The organism is Streptomyces sp. NBC_00878 (assembly GCF_026341515.1).
Lineage (GTDB): Bacteria > Actinomycetota > Actinomycetes > Streptomycetales > Streptomycetaceae > Streptomyces.
In genome coordinates this window covers 6,742,034-6,763,202 of sequence record NZ_JAPEOK010000001.1, presented here as the reverse complement: position 1 = coordinate 6,763,202, position 21,169 = coordinate 6,742,034, and the positions used below count along the sequence as shown (strand labels likewise).

17 protein-coding genes, 1 tRNA gene and 3 pseudogenes are annotated in these 21,169 nt (G+C 67.8%); 6 read left to right on the top strand and 15 right to left on the bottom strand.

All coding sequences use genetic code 11. The features are described from left to right. Positions 1-56 precede the first annotated feature (56 nt). Positions 57-1,724 carry an RDD family protein gene (locus OHA11_RS29325; protein ID WP_266501480.1) on the bottom strand — a complete coding sequence of 556 codons (1,668 nt, stop codon included), beginning with the start codon at positions 1,722-1,724 and terminating at the stop codon, positions 57-59. Positions 1,725-2,026: 302 nt separating this feature from the next. Further along, positions 2,027-3,433: an FAD-binding oxidoreductase gene (locus tag OHA11_RS29320; protein WP_266507546.1), complete on the bottom strand. Its 1,407-nt coding sequence runs from the start codon at positions 3,431-3,433 to the stop codon at positions 2,027-2,029. Between the two features lie 262 nt (positions 3,434-3,695). Between OHA11_RS29320 and OHA11_RS29315 the strand changes: the two genes are divergently transcribed. Next, positions 3,696-5,039, top strand: coding sequence for a tetratricopeptide repeat protein (locus tag OHA11_RS29315; RefSeq protein ID WP_266501478.1), 1,344 nt, complete (start codon positions 3,696-3,698; stop codon positions 5,037-5,039). Positions 5,040-5,103: 64 nt separating this feature from the next. On the opposite strand, the gene hppD is transcribed toward OHA11_RS29315, so the two are convergent. Continuing rightward, on the bottom strand, positions 5,104-6,249 hold the full coding sequence (hppD, locus tag OHA11_RS29310) for a 4-hydroxyphenylpyruvate dioxygenase (protein ID WP_266501475.1): 1,146 nt from the start codon (positions 6,247-6,249) through the stop codon (positions 5,104-5,106). 122 nt (positions 6,250-6,371) lie between these two features. Here hppD and OHA11_RS29305 point away from each other — a divergent pair, with 122 nt between their 5' ends. Further along, complete coding sequence (locus OHA11_RS29305) at positions 6,372-6,845, top strand: Lrp/AsnC family transcriptional regulator (RefSeq protein ID WP_266507544.1); 474 nt, start codon at positions 6,372-6,374, stop codon at positions 6,843-6,845. A 24-nt stretch (positions 6,846-6,869) separates the two neighbouring features. Beyond that, positions 6,870-6,980, top strand: a pseudogene (locus tag OHA11_RS29300) (glycine betaine ABC transporter substrate-binding protein); the annotation flags it as partial. A 51-nt stretch (positions 6,981-7,031) separates the two neighbouring features. Here OHA11_RS29300 and OHA11_RS29295 read toward each other — a convergent pair. From OHA11_RS29295 to OHA11_RS29270, 6 genes are all read right to left on the bottom strand, one after another. Beyond that, entirely contained in the window at positions 7,032-7,823 is a 792-nt protein-coding gene (locus OHA11_RS29295; protein ID WP_266501472.1) for a S16 family serine protease, read from the bottom strand. A 262-nt stretch (positions 7,824-8,085) separates the two neighbouring features. Then, on the bottom strand, positions 8,086-8,727 hold the full coding sequence (locus OHA11_RS29290) for an IclR family transcriptional regulator (protein ID WP_266501470.1): 642 nt from the start codon (positions 8,725-8,727) through the stop codon (positions 8,086-8,088). A gap of 450 nt (positions 8,728-9,177) precedes the next feature. After that, entirely contained in the window at positions 9,178-10,974 is a 1,797-nt protein-coding gene (locus OHA11_RS29285; protein WP_266501467.1) for a DEAD/DEAH box helicase, read from the bottom strand. A gap of 133 nt (positions 10,975-11,107) precedes the next feature. Continuing rightward, positions 11,108-11,494: a type II toxin-antitoxin system death-on-curing family toxin gene (locus OHA11_RS29280; RefSeq protein WP_266501460.1), complete on the bottom strand. Its 387-nt coding sequence runs from the start codon at positions 11,492-11,494 to the stop codon at positions 11,108-11,110. After that, positions 11,495-11,692: an Arc family DNA-binding protein gene (locus OHA11_RS29275; RefSeq protein ID WP_013003224.1), complete on the bottom strand. Its 198-nt coding sequence runs from the start codon at positions 11,690-11,692 to the stop codon at positions 11,495-11,497. It lies immediately after the preceding gene. Positions 11,693-11,739: 47 nt separating this feature from the next. Next, entirely contained in the window at positions 11,740-13,215 is a 1,476-nt protein-coding gene (locus OHA11_RS29270) for an MFS transporter (RefSeq protein ID WP_266501451.1), read from the bottom strand. Between the two features lie 275 nt (positions 13,216-13,490). Here OHA11_RS29270 and OHA11_RS29265 point away from each other — a divergent pair. Further along, positions 13,491-13,562 (top strand) — tRNA-Cys (locus OHA11_RS29265). 80 nt (positions 13,563-13,642) lie between these two features. On the opposite strand, the gene OHA11_RS29260 is transcribed toward OHA11_RS29265, so the two are convergent. The 5 genes and pseudogenes from OHA11_RS29260 to OHA11_RS29240 all read right to left on the bottom strand — a co-directional run bounded on the left by OHA11_RS29260 (position 13,643) and on the right by OHA11_RS29240 (position 18,190). Beyond that, positions 13,643-14,236 (bottom strand): hypothetical protein, encoded by a 594-nt coding sequence (locus OHA11_RS29260; RefSeq protein ID WP_266501449.1) that lies wholly within the window; start codon positions 14,234-14,236, stop codon positions 13,643-13,645. A 96-nt stretch (positions 14,237-14,332) separates the two neighbouring features. Further along, a pseudogene (locus OHA11_RS29255) lies at positions 14,333-15,439 on the bottom strand (tyrosine-type recombinase/integrase); the annotation flags it as partial. Between the two features lie 246 nt (positions 15,440-15,685). Then, complete coding sequence (locus tag OHA11_RS29250) at positions 15,686-16,261, bottom strand: hypothetical protein (protein ID WP_266501446.1); 576 nt, start codon at positions 16,259-16,261, stop codon at positions 15,686-15,688. A gap of 21 nt (positions 16,262-16,282) precedes the next feature. Then, positions 16,283-16,594: a hypothetical protein gene (locus OHA11_RS29245; RefSeq protein ID WP_266501444.1), complete on the bottom strand. Its 312-nt coding sequence runs from the start codon at positions 16,592-16,594 to the stop codon at positions 16,283-16,285. A gap of 441 nt (positions 16,595-17,035) precedes the next feature. Further along, the gene (locus tag OHA11_RS29240; RefSeq protein ID WP_266501442.1) at positions 17,036-18,190 is read right to left on the bottom strand and encodes a hypothetical protein; all 1,155 of its coding nucleotides are present in this window, start codon (positions 18,188-18,190) and stop codon (positions 17,036-17,038) included. A gap of 546 nt (positions 18,191-18,736) precedes the next feature. Here OHA11_RS29240 and OHA11_RS48565 point away from each other — a divergent pair. Then, positions 18,737-19,367: pseudogene (locus OHA11_RS48565) on the top strand (transposase family protein). A 330-nt stretch (positions 19,368-19,697) separates the two neighbouring features. Next, on the top strand, positions 19,698-20,465 hold the full coding sequence (locus tag OHA11_RS48410) for an endonuclease domain-containing protein (protein WP_323186694.1): 768 nt from the start codon (positions 19,698-19,700) through the stop codon (positions 20,463-20,465). A gap of 294 nt (positions 20,466-20,759) precedes the next feature. On the opposite strand, the gene OHA11_RS29220 is transcribed toward OHA11_RS48410, so the two are convergent. Further along, entirely contained in the window at positions 20,760-21,140 is a 381-nt protein-coding gene (locus OHA11_RS29220; protein ID WP_266501439.1) for a DUF6083 domain-containing protein, read from the bottom strand. Positions 21,141-21,169: the final 29 nt, after the last annotated feature.

The window sequence follows — 21,169 nt, the reverse complement described above, 5'->3', positions numbered from 1 at the left end:
GAGTCGACCCCGAACCCTCCGACCCCGCAATGCCGGACAGCCGTCCGGGGTACCGGTCAGCCCGCGACGAACGTATGGGCCGCCTTGTCGTGCCAGCACTGGCGCCACGGCCGGTCGAACAGGCCCCACACGACACCCACGACACCGATGACGAGGACACCGGGAACGCTGTAGACGAGCCAGCGGCGCAGGGCCAGGCCGAACGACGGGGGTTCGCCACCCTCGATGTCCCGCACCTGGAGGCCGAACAGCTTCTTGCCGAGGGTGCGGCCCCACTTGGCGGTGGGCAGCGCCTCGTAGAGGACACCGAAGAGGATCAGTACGGCGAGGATGATGCCGAGGTAGGCGGCGGTGGTGCCGTCCAGCAGCCAGACCGTGACGGTCTCTCCCGACAGTTTGGCCGCGTCGATCTTCTCGTTGACGTGGTCGAGGGCCTTGGTGCCCAGCGGAACGGCGGCCGCGCCGGTGACAGCGGCCAGCACGAGCGTGTCCACGAGGCGGGCCGCCAGCCGCTTCCCGAGTCCCGCCGGGCGCGCGTTCGCCTGCGAGCGGGCCGCCGCCTGGAACGGGTCCTCCCGCACCGGCTTCCACGGCACGACGGGCTGGTCGTCGTCCGGCCCGGCCAGGCGGTGCACCTGCTGCGCCCAGGAGGGCTGTCCGCCGCCGACGCCCGGGGCCATGGGGGCGCCGGTGCCGGACTGCGGAGGGACGCCGGGGGCGAACTGCTGAGGGGTGGACTGCTGAGGGGTGGCGGGGGCGGAGGCGGAGGCGGAAGGGGAGGCGGTCGCGGGGCCTTGCGCCCCCGAAGGCTGCGTTCCCGAAAACTGGGCCGCGGCGGACTGGGCCGCCGAAGGCCCCGCCCCGCGCTGCTGTCCCGCGCGCGGTGATACGGGCCTGAAGGCCATCGTGCCCTCGGAGGCGAGGGGTTCACGGGAGCCCGGGACACCGGAGCGGTCGGGGCCCGCGGCGCCGCCGCCCCCGGACGCGGCCGAACCGGCGCCCGCGAGGTGCGCGCGCCCCGCACCCATGGCACCACCCGCCGCCCTGCCCGCTCCCCCGGCCGACCCGGTGGCCGGGTCCGTGGCCGGGTCGGAGCCCGCGGCTCCGGTGGGCCGGACCGGTCCGGTGGGCCTGCGGAACACGACCTTGCCGCTGGAGGCGGGCGAGCCCGCGGCCCCCGAGCCCCCGCCGGACTCGGAACCCGACCCCGACCCCGACCCCGACCCGGACCCGGGCCCGGAATCCGCCCCGGACTCGGACTCGTACGACTGGAACGTGGCCATGCCGTCCGTGTGGTCCGCCCTGCCGTCGGGCCGGGACGGCAGGCCGGTCAGGCCGGACTCGGCCGAGTCGGCGGGGAGGCGGGGATCGGGTTTGCCCCAGCGGACCCTGCGGTCCGGGTCACCGCCGAAGCCGGTCTGCCGTGAGCGGTCGGCGCCCCACGCGGTCGCGGGTTCGGGCCGGCTGCCGTGCTGGGCTTCGGCGGGCGACGGGCTCGCGGCCGGCGGGTCCTCGTCGAAGAAGTGCGGTCCCGTCTCCTCCACGGAGGCAGGGGCGGGTCCGCCCGCGGGTGAGAGCGGCTCGCCGCCGGACGGCGCCGGCCGACTGGTTCCCGGCACCCACGAGGCACCGTTCCAGTACCGGACATATCCAGGAATGGACGGGTCCGGGTAATACCCTTCGCGGGGCCTGTCGTCGCCGGGGGCCGGGGTTGGGGCGCTCATGTCCGTCGTCCCGTATCTGCTCGGGGGTCGTGTTGAACGTCCACATCTATCAGACCGGCGCAACCACCACCGCCGCTCGTCGCGTACCTTCCCCCTTCGAGCAAGGTTCCGCCACGTTTCAGGCAACTTCGGGTCGGGTGCCGATCGCCTGCCGGTCGTGTGCCGCCCGGGTGTGGAACCGCTCTCGGAAAAACTTCCGCGAACCCGCGTAATGCTGCGGACCCCGCGCCCTCTCCACTCGTACGGGCCCGCCACAGGGCCCCCGGACGAGAGGACGTGCCTCGGCAGAGCTTGCCCGGCGTTCAGAACAGCTTGCCCGGGTTGAGGATGCCGAGCGGGTCGAACGCCGTCTTGACCGCCCGCTGCATCTCCACGCCCACCGGGCCGATCTCGCGCGCCAGCCACTCCTTCTTGAGGACGCCCACGCCGTGCTCGCCCGTGATCGTGCCGCCGAGTTCCAGGCCGAGGGCCATGATCTCGTCGAAGGACTCGCGGGCGCGCCGGGTCTCGTCGGGGTCGCCGGCGTCGAAGCAGACGGTCGGGTGGGTGTTGCCGTCACCGGCGTGGGCGACGACCCCGATGGTCAGCCGGTACTTCTCGGCGATCCGGTCGACCCCTTCGAGCATCTCGGCGAGCCTCGATCGCGGCACGCACACGTCGTCGATCATCGACGTGCCCTTGACCGCGTCGAGCGCCGTGAGGGACAACCGGCGGGCGTGGAGGAGCAGTTCGGACTCGGCGGCGTCGTCCGCCGGTACGACCTCGGTGGCGCCGGCCGCCTCGCACAGCGCGCCCACGGCCGTCAGGTCGGCGGCGGGGTCGAGGGTGTCGAAGGCGGCGAGGAGCAGGGCCTCCGTGGACTCCGGCAGGCCCATGTGCCCGATGGCGTTGACGGCCCTCACCGTCGTACGGTCCATCAGTTCCAGGAGGGACGGCACGTGCCCGCCCTCCATGATCCGGCAGACCGCGTCGCAGGCGGCCGCCGCGGACCCGAACTCGGCGGCCAGCACCAGCTGCTGGGGCGGGTGCGGTCTGAGCGCGAGAGTGGCCCGTACGACGATGCCGAGCGAGCCCTCCGAGCCGACGAAGAGGCGGGTCAGGTCGTATCCGGCGACGCCCTTCGCCGTACGGCGGCCCGTGGACATCAGGCGCCCGTCGGCGAGGACCACGTCCAGGCCGAGGACGTACTCGGCCGTCACCCCGTACTTCACACAGCACAGGCCGCCGGACGCCGTGCCGATGTTGCCGCCGATCGTGCACATCTCCCAACTGGACGGATCCGGCGGGTAGTAGAGGCCCAGTTCGTTGACGGCGCGGGAGAGTGTGGCGTTGATGACGCCCGGCTCGACCACCGCGATCCGGTCGACCGGGTTGATCTCCAGAATGCGGTCCATCTTGGTCAGGGACAGCACGACGCAGCCCTCGGAGGCGTTGGCCGCGCCCGACAGGCCCGTACGGGCGCCCTGCGGGACCACCGGGACGCGCAGTTCCGTGGCGATACGCATGACGTGCTGGACCTGCTCGACCGTGCGCGGCAGCACGACGAGGGCCGGGGCGCCGGCCTCGCAGAAGCTGGCCATGTCGTGGGCGTACGAGGCCGTGACGTCCGGGTCGGTGATGACCGCCTCGGCCGGCAGGCCCGCGAGAAGACGGTCGACGAGGTTGCTCGTCACCTCGTCACGTGGGGCTTCGATACGGCTCATGATCACAGCGTCGCACTCGGGGCCATCGGTGTGAACCCCGCCCGCGCGTGGCTGTCCGTGCCGGGGTGGTGGCGGGGTGTGCTCTTCGTACTGGCGCACAGTGAGCGCCATGGAGAGCGGTATCGGTAACGGCATCGAGAGCGGCACGGGCAAAGAGCTGGCCTCGGATTCGGCGGATGGTCCGGGGAACGGTTCGGGGAAGGGTCCGGCGGGTGGATCGGGGGGCCGTCGTGCGAGGCGTCGTGCGGGTCGTGGGGGCAGAAGGTGGGTGCTCGTCGGGGCCGTCGTGGGGTGTGCCGTGCTCGGTGGTGTGCTGGTGGCGGTGCCCCCTGGGCCGGACGGGCCGCCGCCCGCGCCCGGTCCCGTGGCGCGGGCCATGACCGCCGTCGGGGCCGGGGCGCCCGCCTCGCCGCCCGATCTGCACGCGCTGATCGGGGACCGCGAGGCGCATCTGCGGGCCCATCCGGGTGATGTGCGGTCGTGGGCCGTGCTCGGTGCGGCGTATGCGGAGCGGGGTGAGCGGACCGGCGAGGCGCGGTACTTCCCGAAGGCCGAGAAGGCGTTGCGTACGTCGTTGAGGGCGAAGCCGAAGGGGAACGTGGAGGCGCTCGACGCTCTGGCCGCGCTCGCCAACGCCCGGCACGATTTCCGGACGGCACGGAAGTGGGGCGAGGCCTCGGTGGCCGCGGCGCCGAAGCGGTGGACGGCCTATCCGTCGCTGATCGACGCGTACCGGGGGCTCGGGGACTACAGGGCCGCGCGCCACGCGTTGGCCAGGCTCGTCCGGCTGCCGTCGGGAGGCGCGGCGGCGCGGGCCCGGGTGCTGACGCGGGCCGCGCTCGTGTACCGGGACCAGGGGCTCCGCGAGGACGCCGCCGCCGCGCTCTGGGACGCGGTGGCGCTCGCCTCCGCTCCGGCCGAGCGGGCGGACTGTCTCGTACGGGCCGGGGAGCTGGCCTGGGAGCAGGGGGAGCCCGCCGAGGCGCTGCGCGCGTTCGAGGAGGCGGTGCGGGCCGATCCCGACGGGCACGCGGCGCTCGCGGGCCAGGGGCGGGCCCTGGCCGCGCTGGGGCGGACCTCGGCGGCGTCGCACGCCTACCGGTCCGCGTCGGAGAAGCGGGCGCTGCCCCAGTACGCGTGGGAGCTGGGCGAGTTGTACGAGTCGAAGGGGCTGGGCGCGAAGGCGAGGGGCCAGTACGAGGCGACGCGGGCCCGGCTGCGGGAGGGTGCCGCCGGCGGGGTGGACTCCGAGCTCGTCGCGGGCCTCTTCGAGGCGGACCACGGTGACCCCGGGTCCGCCGTGCGGCGGCTGCGGGGCGAGTGGGAGCGGCACCCTTCCGTGGCGGTCGCGGATGCGTTGGGGTGGGCGTTGCACCGCGCCGGGAAGGACGAGGAGGCGCTCGTCCTCGCCACGAAGGCCACGGACAAGGAGCACGGGGGCGAGGTGCGCAGCGCGCCCTACGCGTACCACCGGGGCATGATCGAGCGGGAGTTGGAGCTGGAGGGACCCGCGCGCCGCCATCTGGAGGAGGCGCTGCGGATCAGTCCGTACTTCTCGCCGCTGGGCGTGCCGGCGGCGAAGAAGGCGTTGGGGGCGCTGGGCTCGGTGTGAGTCGGTGAGACTCGGTACCGCTCGGTGTGACAGCGCCCCCCAACGGCCTTGCGGGCTGCCGCGCTTACAGGTTGCCGCGCTTCTCCTGCTCCCGTTCGATCGCCTCGAAGAGTGCCTTGAAGTTGCCCTTGCCGAAGCCCATCGAGCCGTGGCGTTCGATGATCTCGAAGAAGACGGTCGGGCGGTCCTGGACCGGCTTGGTGAAGATCTGCAGCAGGTAGCCGTCCTCGTCGCGGTCGGCCAGGATCTTCAGTTCGCGGAGGGTGTCGATGGGGACGCGGGTGTCGCCGACCCACTCGCCGAGGGTGTCGTAGTAGGAGTCCGGGGTGTCGAGGAACTTCACTCCGGCCGCCCGCATGGTCCGTACGGTCGCCACGATGTCGTTCGTGTTGAGGGCGATGTGCTGGACGCCGGCACCGCCGTAGAACTCCAGGTACTCGTCGATCTGGGACTTCTTCTTGGCGATGGCGGGCTCGTTGATCGGGAACTTGACCTTGAGCGTGCCGTCGGCGACGACCTTCGACATCAGGGCGCTGTACTCGGTGGCGATGTCGTCGCCCACGAACTCCTTCATGTTCGTGAAGCCCATGACCTTGTTGTAGAAGGCGACCCACTCGTTCATGTGGCCGAGTTCCACGTTGCCGACGCAGTGGTCGATGGCCTGGAAGGTACGGCGGGCGGGCGGCTCGACCATCGGGTCGGCGGCCGTGAACCCCGGGAGGTACGGGCCGTCGTAGCCCGTGCGCTCGACCAGGGTGTGGCGGGTCGTGCCGTACGTGGCGATCGCGGCGAGTACGACCGTGCCGTGCTCGTCCTTCAGTTCGTACGGCTCGGCGACCGAGCGGGCGCCGTGCTCGATGGCGTACGCGTACGCGGCGCGGGCGTCCGGGACCTCGATGGCGAGGTCGACCACGCCGTCACCGTGCTCCGCCACGTGCTCGGCGAGGAAGTGGCCCCAGGGGGTGGCGGCCTTGATGACGGAGGTGAGGACGAAGCGGGCGGAGCCGTTCTCCAGGACGTAGCTCGCGGTCTCGCGGCTGCCGTTCTCCGGCCCGGAGTAGGCGACGAGCTTCATGCCGAAGGCGGTGGAGTAGTAGTGCGCGGCCTGCTTGGCGTTGCCCACGGCGAAGACGACCGCGTCCATTCCCTTGACCGGGAAGGGATCTGCCTGCCGTGCGGTATCGGGGGTGTGGTGCGTGGTCTGTGTCATGGCCGCAGGCTCTCTCCGTTCCGCAAGGTGCGCAATAGTTGGCGGATCTGCTGGGCAATATGCCTACTGATAGGCCTATGGGGCCGGGCTTTATGTACAGGATGACCATCTGGGAGGCCGTCATGGCGATCGATCATCTGGACGGGCGGCTGCTGGTCCTGCTCGCGCGGGAGCCGCGGATCGGTGTGCTGGAGATGTCCCGGCGGCTCGGCGTCGCGCGCGGGACCGCGCAGGCGCGGCTGGACCGGCTTCAGTCGAATGGAGTCATCCGGGGGTTCGGCCCGCAGGTGGATCCCACGGCCCTCGGGTATCCCGTCACCGCCTTCGCGACGCTGCAGATCAGGCAGGGGCAAGGCCGGGACGTACGGGCGCACTTGACGACCGTTCCCGAGGTGCTGGAGCTGCACACGACGACGGGCGGCGGGGACATGCTGTGCCGGCTCGTGGCGCGGTCCAACGCCGATCTTCAGCGGGTGATCGACCGGGTTGTCGGTTTTGATGGCATCGTCCGGGCCTCCACGGCGATCGTCATGGAGAACCCCGTACCGCTGCGGATCATCCCGCTGGTGGAACAGGCCGCGGAGGACGACGACTGAGACGACGGCTGCGACGACGACTGCGACGACGACGTGGCGCAGGACTTGAACGCGAGGGTGGACGTGGACGGAGAGGATCCGCACGCGGTGGCACTGGACTGGATGAAGGAGGAGGGGTTCGTGAGGGAGGGCTGAGCGAGGCCGGACTCTTCCGGGGGGCTCGGGGGGAGCCGGTTCCAATGGGCTCTAGCAGCTCGGGACCGAGCCCTGGCCCTTCTCCAGGGCCACCAGGGCGCCGACCGCGTCCTTCAAGGTCGTCACCGGGATGAGGCGGAGCCCCTTCGGGAGGTCCGTCTTCGCGTCCGAGCACTCCGCCTTCGGGACCAGGAAGACCGTGGCGCCGTCGCGGCGGGCGGCCTGCGTCTTGAGGGCGACGCCACCGACCGCGCCGACCTTCCCGTCGGCGTCGATGGTCCCGGTGCCCGCGATGTTGCGACCGCCGGTGAGGTCGCCGCCGCTGCCGTCGCCGTCCAGCTTGTCGACGATGCCGAGGGAGAAGAGGAGCCCGGCGCTGGGGCCGCCGACGTCGGCGAGTTCGAGGGTGACCTTGATGTCGCCGGAGTTCTCACCGAGGTGGTTCAGGGCGGCCTCGGTGGCGGTGTCCTGGGACTCCTTCATCTCCTCGGCGTTGTGATCCTCGATCTCCTTCACGGTGTCGCCGCTCGGGTACACGGAGTCGCGCGGCATCACCGCCTGGTCCGTACGGAACCAGCCGTCGAGCACGTCACCCAGGCTCACGTCCTGGTCGGGCCCCGTCGCCTCGATGGTCGTCATCCGCAGCTGGCCGCGCGTCTCGCGGCTGTCGGCGCCGGTGATCGTGATGACCGGGTCGCCCTTGTTCTCGCCGAGGACGTTCGCCGTCATCCCGGGCTGAGCCACCGAGAAGGGCAACGGCGAGAACACCGCCGTGGCAAGCAGAGCCACAACGGGAAGAGCACAGACGGCGACGGCCTGGAACCGCGTGAGACGAGAGAGCACGGGATCAATCTAACGTGAGGGCGAATTCCGGCAGCCGGGGCCTGGGCAGCGCGGAAGCGCCAATGCGGGGGGCTGGGCGCCCCCGTTTCGCAGGGGGTGCGGGAAACGGCCCGCTTTTAGGAGCGCGGCAAACCGTTGGCTTTCAGGGGCGAGGGAACCGCCCGCTTTTTAGGGGCGCGGGGAACTGCGCGCCCAGCCACAACCAACCCGCAGCCGTCGTACAACCTCTCCCCCTTCCCCCCTCCCCCCGGAGGGCCTCCGCTCAGCGCAACGCCTCAGCCACCTCCTTGGCCGCGTCAACGACACGCGGCCCCACCCGCTCCGGCACGGCATCCGCGAGCATCACGACCCCCACGCTGCCCTCCACCCCCGTAACCCCGAGCAGCGGCGCGGCCGCACCACTGGCGCCCGCCTCCAACTCCCCGTGCGTCAGGGTGTAACCCGGCTCCTCCGCGGCAGCGGCCCGCGCGGCAAGGATCGCCTTGCCGGCGGCACCCCGGTCGAGCGGATGCCGGAACCCGGCGCGATAGGCCACGTGATAGTCGGTCCACGTCGGCTCGACCACGGCGACGGCGAGCGCCTCCGCACCGTCGACCAGCGTGAGATGGGCGGTCGCCCCTATGTCCTCGGCCAGCGAGCGCAACGCGGGCAGCGCGGCCTCGCGGACCAGCGGATGCACCTGCCGCCCGAGCCGCAGCACACCGAGCCCGACGCGGGCACGGCCGCCCAGGTCACGACGTACGAGGGCGTGCTGTTCCAGCGTGGCGAGCAAGCGGTACACGACGGTCCGGTTGACCCCGAGTTTGTTGGACAGCTCGGTGACGGTCAGACCGTGGTCGGTGTCGGCGAGCAGTTTGAGGACGCGCAGTCCCCGGTCGAGCGTCTGGGAGGTTTCCGCGGTCACGACGCCCACTCCTTAGTGGTGAGGGTCGACGGCCCCCTTACGCGGCGGATGCGTCACCGGTCCCGTCGGCGACGCGCGTCAGAGGCCGCCGGTCGGCTGCGTCCCGGGCTCTCCCGGGCGGCACCGGCTGCGCTCCGCGGCGGCGCTGCCACGGGGCGTGTGCGTAGCGGGACAGTAGCGAGCTGGTTCGCTCAGCGGAAGTCTCCGTCCAGAATCCGGGCATTCGTAGGTACGGACCGCGTTCGGTTACCCGAAGTTAGGTTCACTTTCGCCCCCATATGACCGGCGCACGCCACTGGGTGTGCACGCCCCTCACACGGAGCGCACACGAGCGGTGAGCGCCGATGCGATGCCGACGCGATGAAGGCACCGACGCTCACGGGGACGTACGGGTAATGGGACCAAGAGGCATGGGAATGGTCATGGGAATGAGCATAGGAACAGGCAGGGTCACCGCATACGCGTGGCCCACTCCTGCACCTTGGCGATCCGCTGACGCAGTTGCCCGGCCGTCGCCTCCGCGCTCGGCGGCCCGCCGCAGACGCGCCGCAGCTCGGTGTGGATCACGCCGTGCGGCTTGCCGCTCTGATGGACGTACGCGCCCACCATCGTGTTGAGCTGTTTCCGTAGCTCCAGCATCTCCTTGTGGGAGACCACGGGCCGCCGCTCGGCGGGCAGTTCGAGGAGGTCGGCCTCGTCGTCCGGCTTCTTGCGGCTGTGCGCGATCTGCCGGGCCTGCCGCTTCTGGAGCAGGAGTTGAACCTGGTCGGGCTCCAACAGCCCTGGAATTCCCAGGTAGTCCTGCTCCTCCGCGCTCCCCGGATGGGCCTGCATGCCGAACTCGGCGCCGTCGTAGAGCACCCGGTCGAAGACGGCCTCGGACTCCAGCGCCTCGAAGGAGAACTGCTCCTGCTCTCCGGTGTCCTCGTCCTCCTCCCGGTTCGCCTCCTCCATCTCCTTCTCGGATTCGGCGTACGGGTCCTCCTCGCCCTCCTTCTTGGGCTTGTCGAGGGCGTGGTCGCGCTCGACCTCCATCTCGTTGGCGAAGGTGAGGAGGTCGGGGACGGTCGGCAGGAAGACGGAGGCGGTCTCGCCACGCCGCCTGGACCGTACGAAACGGCCGACGGCCTGGGCGAAGAAGAGCGGCGTGGAGATGGTGGTCGCGTACACCCCGACCGCCAGCCGGGGCACGTCGACGCCCTCGGACACCATGCGGACGGCGACCATCCAGCGGTCGTCGCCGTGGCTGAACGAGTCGATACGGTCGGAGGCCGCCGCCTCGTCGGACAGGACGAGGGTCGCCTTGGTCCCGGTGATCTCGCGGATGAGCTTGGCGTAGGCGCGGGCCGAGTCCTGGTCGGAGGCGATGACGAGGGCGCCGGCGTCCGGGATGCCCTTCCTGACCTCCGTGAGCCGCTGGTCGGCGGCGCGCAGCACGCTGGGCATCCACTCGCCGCGCGGGTCGAGAGCGGTACGCCAGGCCTGCGAGACGGCGTCCTTGGTCATGGGCTCACCGAGCCGGGCGGCGATCTCGTCCCCCGCCTTCGTACGCCACCGCATGTTGCCGCTGTAGGAGAGGAAGATGACGGGCCGGACGACGTGGTCGGCGAGCGCGTTCCCGTACCCGTACGTGTAGTCGGCGGCGGACCGCCGGATCCCGTCGTTCCCTTCCTCGTACGTGACGAAGGGGATGGGGTTGGTGTCGGAGCGGAAGGGCGTACCGGTGAGGGCGAGCCGGCGGGTGGCGGGCTCGAAGGCTTCGAGGCATGCCTCGCCCCAGGACTTGCTGTCACCGGCGTGGTGGATCTCGTCGAGGATGACGAGGGTCTTGCGCTGCTCACAGCGGTTGCGGTGCAGCATGGGCCGCACGCCGACACCGGCGTACGTGACCGCGACCCCCTGATACTCCTTGCTGAGCGGCCCCGCGCTGTACTCGGGATCCAGCTTGATCCCTATCCGCGCGGCCGCCTCCGCCCACTGCTTCTTCAGATGCTCGGTCGGCGCGACCACGGTCACCTGCTGCACGACATGGTGATGCAGCAGCCACGAGGCGAGCGTCAGCGCGAAGGTCGTCTTTCCGGCCCCGGGCGTGGCGACGGCGAGAAAGTCACGCGGCTGCTCCTGGACGTACTTCTCCATCGCCCCCTGCTGCCAGGCACGCAGCTTGCTGGCGGTACCCCAGGGGGCGCGCCCGGGGAACGCGGGTGACAGGTGGTGCGAGGTGGCGCTGGCGGCGGTGGTAGTCACGGTCTCCGTGGGGTGGTTGGGCGGCTCGGGCTGCGTATGACAACTGCTGCGTATGACAACCGGGCCACCCTACCGGCGCCCCGACCGCGTCAACGCGCGGACGACGCCGGGTCAGCCGGGGATGGGACTGACGTCACATCGCCTCACGCAGGGCCCTCAGGCGCAGGGCGATCAGCCCTACGTCCTCCAGGCTGCCCGCCGCTACTTCGATGACGAGCTTGTACGCCTCTTCCTGGTCGACGTCGAGCATCTCCGTACCGTTGAAGTCGAGGAAAACGACCGTGCACATCCACGCCATGCGTTTGTTGCCGTCCACCAGAGGATGGTTCAAGGCAAGCGACTGGAGTAGCGCCGCAGCCTTCTCGAAGAGGTCCGTGTATGCCTCGACTCCGAACATCTGCGACTGGGGACGGTGGACGGCCGAGCTGAGCAGACCCAGGTCACGTACGGCAACCTGGGTCTGTTCCCCGCAAGCCAGCTCCGCCAGGTCCAGGACCTCCTGGACCGTGAGGTACTTCATCTACTCCCCCAGCCTCCGCAGCAGGTCGGCGTGGCCCGCCGCGTACTTGGCCCCCAGGCGACGAACCGTGGCCCTGTCCGCCTCCTGCTCCAGATACCGGTCGATCGCCTGAAGCACTATGGCGTGCATGCTGCGCCCCTCCTCCTCTGCACGCAGCTTGAGCGCCTCCTGCTGGTCGTCTCGCAGACGAAGATTCATAGCCATACCACTACGGTACTACCTTTGGGGTCGCCGTGGTACCACTTTCAGGCGACCCGCACCCGCGTGGCCACCCAGGCACCCGCCAACGCCACCCCCGCCATCGGCAGGAACACCGCGGCGAAGGCTGCCGGATGACCGCCGGAGCCGGAGGCCTCTGTGGCGGCATGGGTCACCGTGCCCCCGCCCAGTGCCGCGAAGGCGGCGCCTCCCGCGGCGAGGAGGAGGACGTTCGAGAGGCCGTCGGATATCTGGAGGGCGGCGGAGTTGGTACCGGCCTCCTCCGGGGCGGAGAGGTGGAGCAGGAGGACGCTGGTGGAGGAGATCACCAGGCCCATGCCGAAGCAGCCGAAGGCCCAGGCCACCGCCAACGTCCACACCGGCACCCCGTCGATCAGCACGCTCGGGGCGGCGGCGATGGCGGACGCCGTCAGTACCATGCCCAGCGCCATCAGCCGGTCCCGGTACGGTTCCACGCGCGCCCTGGACTGTACGTAGGACCCCAGTGCCCAGGTGCCCCCGCCCGCCGCCAGCGAGAATCCGGCCATCGTCGGCGACAGGCCCCGCTCGGTGACCAGCATCAGTGGCACGAAGGACTCCGCCGCGATGAACGACCCGGCCGCGACCCCGCGCAGCAGCACCACGGACGGCAGCCCGCGCGCCGCCCGGTAGGTCCCCCTCGGCAGCAGCCCCAGCATCGCCGGGACCAGCAGCGCGGCTCCCGCCACGGCCGGTACGAGTGACAGCCACCGCGTGCTTTCGTCGGACACGGCCTGCGCCCCGTACTGCAGCAGCCCGGCGCCCAGAGAGATGGCCAGCGCCAGCCGGATACGCCGCCGGTCGAAGGGCGCCGCGACGGCGCCCTCCGCCGGGCCGGAGGCCCGCCGCCGTATCTGCGGCAGCGCGAGTGCCACCGGCAGGACGACGAGGACCGGTATCCCGACGAACACCCAGCGCCAGCCGATGTGTTCGGTGACCGCGCCGGAGGCGAGCGGCCCGACCACGGACGGGATCACCCAGCTCGCCGCGAACGCCGCCATGATCGACGGCCGCAACCGCTCCGGATAGACCCGCCCGACCACCACGTACAGCGCGACGATCACCAGCCCGCCGCCGAGCCCCTGCACGGCCCGCCCGAGGATGAACAGCCACATCACCCCTGCCGTCCCCGACAGCAGCAGCCCCGCCGCGAACGCCCCGATCCCCGCCGTCAGCGACCCCAGCGGGCCCGCACGGTCCGACCACTGCCCGGCCAGCACCATCCCGAACAGACTCGTCGTGAAGTACCCGGAGAACGCGAACGCGTACAGCGAGACCCCGTCCAACTCCCGCGCCGCCACCGGCATGGCCGTCCCCACGGCAGTCGCCTCGAAGGCGATGAGCAGCACGACGGACACGATCCCGATACTGAGCGCCCGATACGAACGACTGAGCACACCGTCATGGGCGCCGGCTTCGGCCGACGGGATCTGCGGGTTCGGGCTGTCAGCGACGCCGGTATCGCTCGGGTCCAGGGTGGCCATGCCCGCCAGGGTAAGGGGCACCACTGACATTGACCCCTGTCGGGAGACGGGACTTGCCCCGGGACCTTGGTCGTACGACCACCCCTCGCCCCCTCCACTCCCCTCAGCCCTTTCCCTGCCCTCCCCGCCTCCGTTCATGAACGCCGTGTGGCAGTCCCATTGCAGCCCAGCCCCTACCCTTGAGCCCCGCCCGACTACGGCCTACGGTCGACATATCGAGTTCGGAACACCAGAAAACCGGCACATCGGAAAGCTGGCACACCGAACTCAAGAGTGGCCGTGTGCCCGAGTGGCTTAGGGACTCGCCTGCAAAGCGAGGCACGTGGGTTCAATTCCCGCCACGGCCTCAAGTGCCTGAACAGGCAAAAGGAAAGGGCGGCACCCCGGAAGGGTGCCGCCCTTTTGGTCCTCCGTCTCAGTTGCCGTCTCAGTTGGGGCGCAGGACGGCATCATTGCCCTGCAATGACCCGCTCACAGCGTCAATCAGGTCGCTGTGCGCACGTCCGAGCGTGTACCTCTGCTGCTCCTCGCGAGCCCGCCACTCGGCCCTGGTTTCGTCGGTCACCGTCATGATGCCTTCGGCCCACTCCTGAATCCCTTCGTGGTACTGCTCGATCAACTGCCAAAGCTCACGTGCCGCCTGATGCACCCGAGCGGGTCCGAGGAGACGGAGGGGGAAGTAGGCCCTCCGAATCTCGTTCATGCTCGTGTTATGGGCGCTCCAGACGTCGGTTGATGCCTCGATCTCCAGGTCGAACATGCGCGTGACGTTGGATGCGGCAATGGTGAACCTGTCGTACGCCTCAAGCATGAGGACCGCCGCACGTTTCCTCTCGTCCCGCAACCAGTGGTCGTGTTGAGCACGCTCCTGGGTCCGTGCCTGTTCGATCGTCGCGCGCGCCGTGGTCTCCGCCCCCGTACGCGCCCCACGGACCGCAGCCAGTCCGCCTATAGCTGCGCCGCCAAGCGCCCCGACCAGTCCGACGCCCGCCGTCACTAGCGCCACAAGTCCTTCGTCCATAAGGGCAGGATGTCGCGGCCGGAGACCGGATGCGCACGAGTTTCGGCAGGTTGGACCGCACCTCTCATATCGAGGAACTGCGGCCCTCAGCCGCCCCTAGCCAGCCCGCACGAGCTTCCCAGCGGCTCCATCGTCATCGTCGTCCGGCCGGTCCGTCTCGGGCTTCCAGATCAGTCCGTCCACCTGCTTCGCGATGTCCGTCCGCACGGCGTCCACCATGTGCTGATAACGAGCGGCCATGGCCGTGGTCGACCACCCCATGAGGCCCATGACAGCCCGCTCGGGGACACCGAGGATGAGTAGGACCGTGGCGGCTGTATGGCGCGCGTCGTGCAGACGCCCGTCCCGCACCCTCGCCTCTGTGAGAAGAGCCTTCCATTCGGCCTAGTCCCGGCGGTGCGAGGGGCTTCGACCGTGCTCATCCGGGAAAACCAAGGCGTTTTCCTCCCAGCGTTCCCCGGCCTCCGCTCGCTCCCCTTCCTGCGCCTTGAGATGCGCACGGAGTAGGTCAACGAGTTGTTCGGGGAGACCGACGGCGCGGCGGCCGGCACGCGACTTGGTGGTGGACAGCTCCGGGTTCGTGCGTCGCTTCTGTGGGCAGTAGCCGGCGGCCTTACGCCCGCAGGGGTCCACACACCCGTGCGCGTACTGCGGCCGGTGTCGACTACGCCGAACCACGAGGAACCCACCGTCAAGGTCCACGTCCTCCCACCTCAACCCGAGCACTTCCCCTTGGCGCAGTCCGAGGGCGAGGGCAACGGCCCGGCGAGCGGAGTTGCGGTTCTGGTCAGCGGCCTTGAGCAACCGCTGTACCTCTTGGACGCTGTAGGGCTCCACCTCGTACTCTCCCGTTTTCGGTGCCTTGGCCAACTGAACGGGGTTCTTGCCGAGATGCCCGCGCCGCACGGCCTCATTGAGGGCGGTGCGGAGGGTTCGGTGCACCTGGTGAGCGGTCGCGGGCTTACTGCCGTTGGCCTGCATCTTGGAGTAGAGCACCTCGATGTGCTCGGGCTTGAGCCTGTCGAGACGGTGAGCCCCCAAACCGGGGATCAGGTGCTTCCGCACGGCGACGCCGTACCCGACCATCGTGTTCTCGTTGACGGCGAGGGGCGCAACGTTCTCGATCCAATGCGTCAGCCACGCCTTGACCGTCCACGCCTTGCCAGGCTTCTTCATGGTCTTGGCGTCGCGCTGCTTCTCCAGGTGGCCACCTGGGCCGAGCTATTCGCGTCACTCCGCTCGGGCGGGCCAGCCGAGTTGATCGAAAAAGTACGGAAAGTTGAAGCGACAGACCCGACGGGGATCCGATGGCCTCGATATAAGTCAGGCGACGATGCCACAGTAGCTTTCTGTCAATGGTGAATGACCATCGCGAAATTTCCCCCTGCTTACCTAGAAGACACCGGGTGCAGCTTCACAAGGAAATCCCCTAAATCTCCAGGGGATGAGCTATGGCGATCGAACAGGCAAGCCGATATCGTCAGCGATTTCCTTAGCTCGCCGACGCCTCTCTGTGAATCCCCAGCCGCCTTCGTCATCATACAAGGCAACAGCAGCTGGCTGCTCTGGATCAAATTGATGTGACTTAAATACCTCTTGAAAGGCCCCCTTAATTGGATCGGCTAGCCACTTTGATCCCGCTTCCTTGGAAGCATCGATAAAGAGAGCAGCCAGCGCGACTGCAATGGCTCCGCTTACCGCTCCAAGAATCTCCTTGACGCCATCGCTGGCCTTGTCTCCAGGGCTCAGCCAGATCGCCACGTGGATTACGAGAGCTGACGCCGCCGCCGCCATCCCACCCAAGGCTAGAGCGCGGCATTCCAGCCACGGGATTGAACCTTTGGGGTCTACTGGAATCCTCCGAACGCCGATCCAATAGAGCACACAGCCGATGAGTACCACGGCAATGACGGCAAGAAGTGCGAACCAGAACGCACCCTCCACCCAAAGCCACGCAAGGAGCGCTCCGAGGAGTGCAGCAATTGGGGCTGCGAGCGTAGCGAGCAATGAGGCAAGCTTGCTCATGCTTCTACATCCAGCCCTTCACTAAGGCGCTTTTGAGCAGTGCCGTACCGGCTTATGGGTGCAGCAATAACGAAAGCCATCCTTGCCCAAAATCGCACGCAGTGGCGCGTACGGCGTCTGAATCCTGCACTGCCCATCAAGCATCCGAGTCGCATAGCTCTTTATTTGAGCCATACCTTGAATCAAGCCCCGAGTGTCGATATTCCCAGAACGATACTCCATTTCGAGCAAATCAACGGATTCCTTGATGCGCTTGCCTTGTTTCCCTCTACGCTTCTTCGCCAGTCCAGCCTTCGCTTTAAGATTCCGACGAGAAGCACTACTAGCCGCCATGATGCCTCCGTCCCGTCTCATCCGCAGCTCGTCTGGGCAATACCAAGCTGCCACAGGATCTACCGTTGCGCACATTGAGAGCGTCCAGCTAGAGCACGAAGCCGTAGGCCGTACGGGGTGCTTTCAAACCTCAAATCTCAAAAGTGAGCATCTACCATGGCACCCCAGGTATGTCCACCACTATCGGGCTGCTGCGCTCAGGGTCCCTTACAAAACAAGGTGATCCGGGTCATCGGATGACGCTTTGGCCAGCCCGGACAGAACCGCTCGTTGCCCTGATCTTTGTCCAGTGCGCTGACGGACGCCACCGTTCACCGCCGTACGCGCACCCCATCTGACCTGCCGCGTGAACCCCCATGAACGCCCCCATACGGCCACGCGGACAGTTGGAAAGTGGGCACGACGTCCGCGCGAGAGTGGACGCCATTAAACGCGCCAAGATCACATGCGGAGGTTTGGAAATGTCCAGCCGATAAAATTGGCTCCTCCAACGGAATGGCGATCACCCTCCTGGTCATCCTCCAGGGTGACACTTGGATATATGGCCTTCATGTACGTGGGCAACTTTTCACCGCTCTCCCTAAAATCATCCGGGAGCACCTCAAGTGATCTATATGGCTGCACGAAGGAGTTACTAGATCCGGTGCCAGAACGAAGCTCGTCCGGATGCTCCATGATCCGTCTAGAAATCTTGATGAGAGCCTCGGCAAGAGCATCCATGTAGGTGTCAAGATAGGATTCATGGACCACGTCATAATATCGAACCAAGGTACCCACATTTTTCCCTTCGGCAGTATTTCGAACGGGTTCGAGCCTACTCACCCTGACCCATGGCAGGGAAATCAGCCTCTGCTCCCCTTCTGGCGAAAAAATACTGCCAACCATTGGCGCTCTAACCACAGCGATAGGGACGATAAATCGCTCCTGAAATTGGGAATTCGAGCCCGCTTCTACTGTAGCTCTGAGGTGATCTACGGCCTTCAAGAGCGGGTACGTTAGGGCCCGGTACGTCTCCTCCCCCGTAACCTCCACCTTCGATTTACTCCTGAGCGCTTTCGCCAGGGACACCGCGTAAGGCAAGGGAGGCAGCACAAAGTCAAACTCGTAGAATCCGAGTAGATCTCGAACATTGAGTATCGCTGCGCGGTCCGAGATATCACCCTCTTCGCTTCTTTCAAATACCTTGACTGCTTCCTTTATGGGTCCGAACATTTCCGGGAAAGATGGCGCCCCCTCTGGCGGAGCCTCCCGAAGGAAAAATATATACGGGTTCTCGCTCTGTTTGCACTCGACGACCAAATTCAATCGACAAAAGAGCGGCATTGCGGGGGCTTTATAAACTCGGCGGTCGAAGTTCAGGACCCCGATATCTGCAAGGATGTCTACGCTCCTTGCCTGTTGCGTCTCAGAATCAATGTACTCCCATTCTTCTTGAATATTGACATCGTTAAAATGCCGCGCGAGTCGATTACGCAAGGATGCGGCCGTTGTGGCCTGAAACGGGTACCCCGAACGACTGATGGCCTCTTTCAAGTCTTCTGGCTTCATACCATTATTTAGTTGTGCGAATTCTGGTACGTTTTCCGCGTTCGGCATGACGGCGCCTTTCAGAATAATAGTCGTGCTGGCGAGTCGCTTTTTCGGGGCGTGCGTCGAATAGAAGGTGACGTATGAGATCGTCGCATTGCTGGCTGCCGCCTGTCCCCAGTTTTAACTCAGGTGCGTCGCTGCCTGAGCGACAGGGCGAGCGTTTCTACCTCAGGGGAGGCCGCACCCGTCTCAGTTCCGTCTCGTTCATCGCCGTACGCAGACGTGCCTGGACACGGCAGCGACCGCCGACTTGATGAACCGCCCTGAGACCTCGCGACTCAGAACCGCTCGCTGTCCTGGTCTTTGTCCAGTGCACTGAGCTTCTTCGAGCTGGCCACCACCGATCAGGTGACGGTCCGCGAAGCGCAACGAGCGAGGCCCCCGAGCTGTTGATCGAGATGTCTGACGTCTCAACCACGCTGCTCGGGGACCTCGTTGGTCATCCATCCTGCCGCACTCGACCTGCCCCATGCACTCGTGGAGTGGGTCACCATGCTCGTCGTCACCCGTGAGGGCGACCGGCGCTGCAAGCTCCGCCCGTCCCAGCGCGCGATGGTGGCACTGGTGTACCTGCGCGAACACACCACCCTGGCGAAGATCGCTGCCGGGTTCGGGATCAGCGAGTCCACCGCCCACGCCTACACCAGTGCAGTCATCCACCTGCTCGCCGAACGCGCCCCGGGTCTGCTGAAGGTCCTGCGCGAGACCGATGCGGACTTCGTCCTGCTGGACGGCACGCTCGCCGAGTGCGACCGGGTCGGCGACGGACGGGCCGACTACTCCCACAAGCACCGCCGGCACGGGGTGAACGTGCAGGTGGTCACCGATCCGAGCGGCCGACTGCTATGGCTCTCACCCGCATTGCCGGGCCGAGCCCACGACATGACCGCCGCCCGCACGCACCGGATTATCCATCTGCGAGCGCCAGGGCGTCCCCGTCCTGGCCGATCTCGCCTACCAGGGCGGCGGTCCCTGGGTGACCACGGGCATCAAACGCAGGCTCCTGCAGGAACTCACTCTCACCGAGAAGACCGTCAACCGGGCCCTGGCCTCGGCACGGGCACCCGTCGAACGTGGCGTCGCACGCCTCCAAGCCTGGCAGATCTTCCGCAGATCCCGATGCAGCCCAAACCGCATGACGTCAATCTCCAAAGCCATCCTCACCCTGGAGCGGCAACGCTGAAGAAGCTCACTGATGGACGCCACCGTTCACACCCGTACGCGCCCCCCGTCTGACCTGCCGCGTGAACCCCCACGGACGTCCCCGTACGGCCAAGCGGACAGTTGGAAAGCGTGTTGGGGACGGCCCTTCACGAGTTCGAATCGCAGCTTCCACTGACCCAGAGGCCGAACAGCAGCAGCGGTCCGGCTCCTGGCGTCTACCTGTCGCCGTGGTGCCCGTACAACGCACACCCACGGTACGGCTCTGAACGTGTCCGGAACATGCTCTGACCAGCCCCGACAATCAGGAGGCGGGGTTCCTCACTCCCGGTCTTCATGCCACCGTGGGATCATGACGGACGACTTACCGGTTCGCATCGTCGATGGACACGCAGTCACCCAACCCGGGGTGGGCCCAGTGGCGTTGGTGTGGCTCCCTCTGAACGGACAGGTCGTCGCCAAGCTCCCGCCGCGGAAAGGCAACCGCCGTTGGCTCCACGAGACGGTGGGCATTCGTTCTCCGGACTTCAATGACGACCGATGGAACCTGCCACGCAGTAGCCTCGTGCGGCTGGTGACAGCGGCGGTCGACCGGTACGGGTTCATCGTGCTCTGGCGAGATATGTCGAGGCTGTCGCAGTGCACCAGGGCATGTTTGGAAGCAATGGGCGCTGAGTGTCACTGCTCGTGCCTCGGGGCGCACCACGGACAGGATGCCGCCGGGTGGTTCGAACGCGTCGGGGACGCAGTGGTGGCGGACCGAGGCGAGTGCACGCGCACAGCGGTTGTATACGGCGCGAGGGGCAGCGACGCGGACGCCACGGTGTACGACGGCAATTTGGCGGGTGAGCGCTACCGCGTCGATCGCACTGGCCGACGAAACTGGCCGACCGCGGCACAGTTCATGTGCGCGTGTTGCATGACCGTGAGAGCAGTCGTGTGGGACCACTGCCACACCCACGGATTCGTACGCGCGCCGCTGTGCAATCGCTGCAACACCCGCCACTGGCTTGGATGGCGGCCCCGGCACGGCCGGGCAACGCACAGCCGTAACCTCGATGACAGCTACTACCGCTGGTGCCCTAAGCACTCCGACGGACGGAGACTGTGCAGCGCATAGCTCGTTGCAAGTCCCCTCCCCGAGACACCGCCCAGGTCAGTGGCCCTGGCTCCGTCTCAGTTTCCGTCTCATTCGTAGTCGTGCGCGGCCGTCCGGACCCGTTCACGCTGCCTCACCGGGTAGAGCGTCCGTACAGCGTTGAACGGGCGCGAACACGTCTGGACCACCCCCTGACCCGCCAGGACAAACCTGCAAAGCGAGGCACGTGGGTTCAATTCCCGCCACGGCCTCAAGCGCCTGAACAGGCATAACAAAAGGGGCGGCACCTCGGAAGAGGTGCCGCCCCTTTGGCCGTCAGTTTCGGTTCGAGCCCGGACAAGCGATCTGATGCGGTATCCGGCACACGGCGCCAGGCGCGGGCTCGTCCTCGCGGCTGTTCCATGCCGTCCCGTTGGAGTCGACGTACCAGCGGTGCCAGGCGGGCACCATGTGCGCGGGCACAGGCATACCCGGCTCAAGGAGAACGTGTATGCCGTAGTACGTGACATGCCGGTCGCCGACCAGCCCGCAGTTGGGGCAGGTGGGGCCGGCCGGCGGCTCGGGCCCGGCGGCACCCTCCATCACAGCCTGGGCGCGGTCGGTGTTCTCCCACGCTCGCGGCGCGTCCGGTGGCGATTGCCGGTGTCCATCGGGGCCGGATATCGGGATGATGCTCGACTCGCTTGTATCCCCCATGAGTTCGAGCCTGCGGGTGGTCTACGGCC

Coding starts and splice junctions, on each gene's coding strand:
- OHA11_RS29250 (WP_266501446.1), bottom strand. CDS start 16,261: ATGAGCAAGCTTGCCTCATTGCTCGCTACGCTCGCAGCCCCAATTGCT.
- OHA11_RS29275 (WP_013003224.1), bottom strand. CDS start 11,692: ATGAATCTTCGTCTGCGAGACGACCAGCAGGAGGCGCTCAAGCTGCGT.
- OHA11_RS29220 (WP_266501439.1), bottom strand. CDS start 21,140: ATGGGGGATACAAGCGAGTCGAGCATCATCCCGATATCCGGCCCCGAT.
- OHA11_RS29325 (WP_266501480.1), bottom strand. CDS start 1,724: ATGAGCGCCCCAACCCCGGCCCCCGGCGACGACAGGCCCCGCGAAGGG.
- hppD (WP_266501475.1), bottom strand. CDS start 6,249: ATGACACAGACCACGCACCACACCCCCGATACCGCACGGCAGGCAGAT.
- OHA11_RS29305 (WP_266507544.1), top strand. CDS start 6,372: ATGGCGATCGATCATCTGGACGGGCGGCTGCTGGTCCTGCTCGCGCGG.
- OHA11_RS29280 (WP_266501460.1), bottom strand. CDS start 11,494: ATGAAGTACCTCACGGTCCAGGAGGTCCTGGACCTGGCGGAGCTGGCT.
- OHA11_RS29270 (WP_266501451.1), bottom strand. CDS start 13,215: ATGGCCACCCTGGACCCGAGCGATACCGGCGTCGCTGACAGCCCGAAC.
- OHA11_RS29260 (WP_266501449.1), bottom strand. CDS start 14,236: ATGGACGAAGGACTTGTGGCGCTAGTGACGGCGGGCGTCGGACTGGTC.
- OHA11_RS29240 (WP_266501442.1), bottom strand. CDS start 18,190: ATGCCGAACGCGGAAAACGTACCAGAATTCGCACAACTAAATAATGGT.
- OHA11_RS29245 (WP_266501444.1), bottom strand. CDS start 16,594: ATGGCGGCTAGTAGTGCTTCTCGTCGGAATCTTAAAGCGAAGGCTGGA.
- OHA11_RS48410 (WP_323186694.1), top strand. CDS start 19,698: ATGACGGACGACTTACCGGTTCGCATCGTCGATGGACACGCAGTCACC.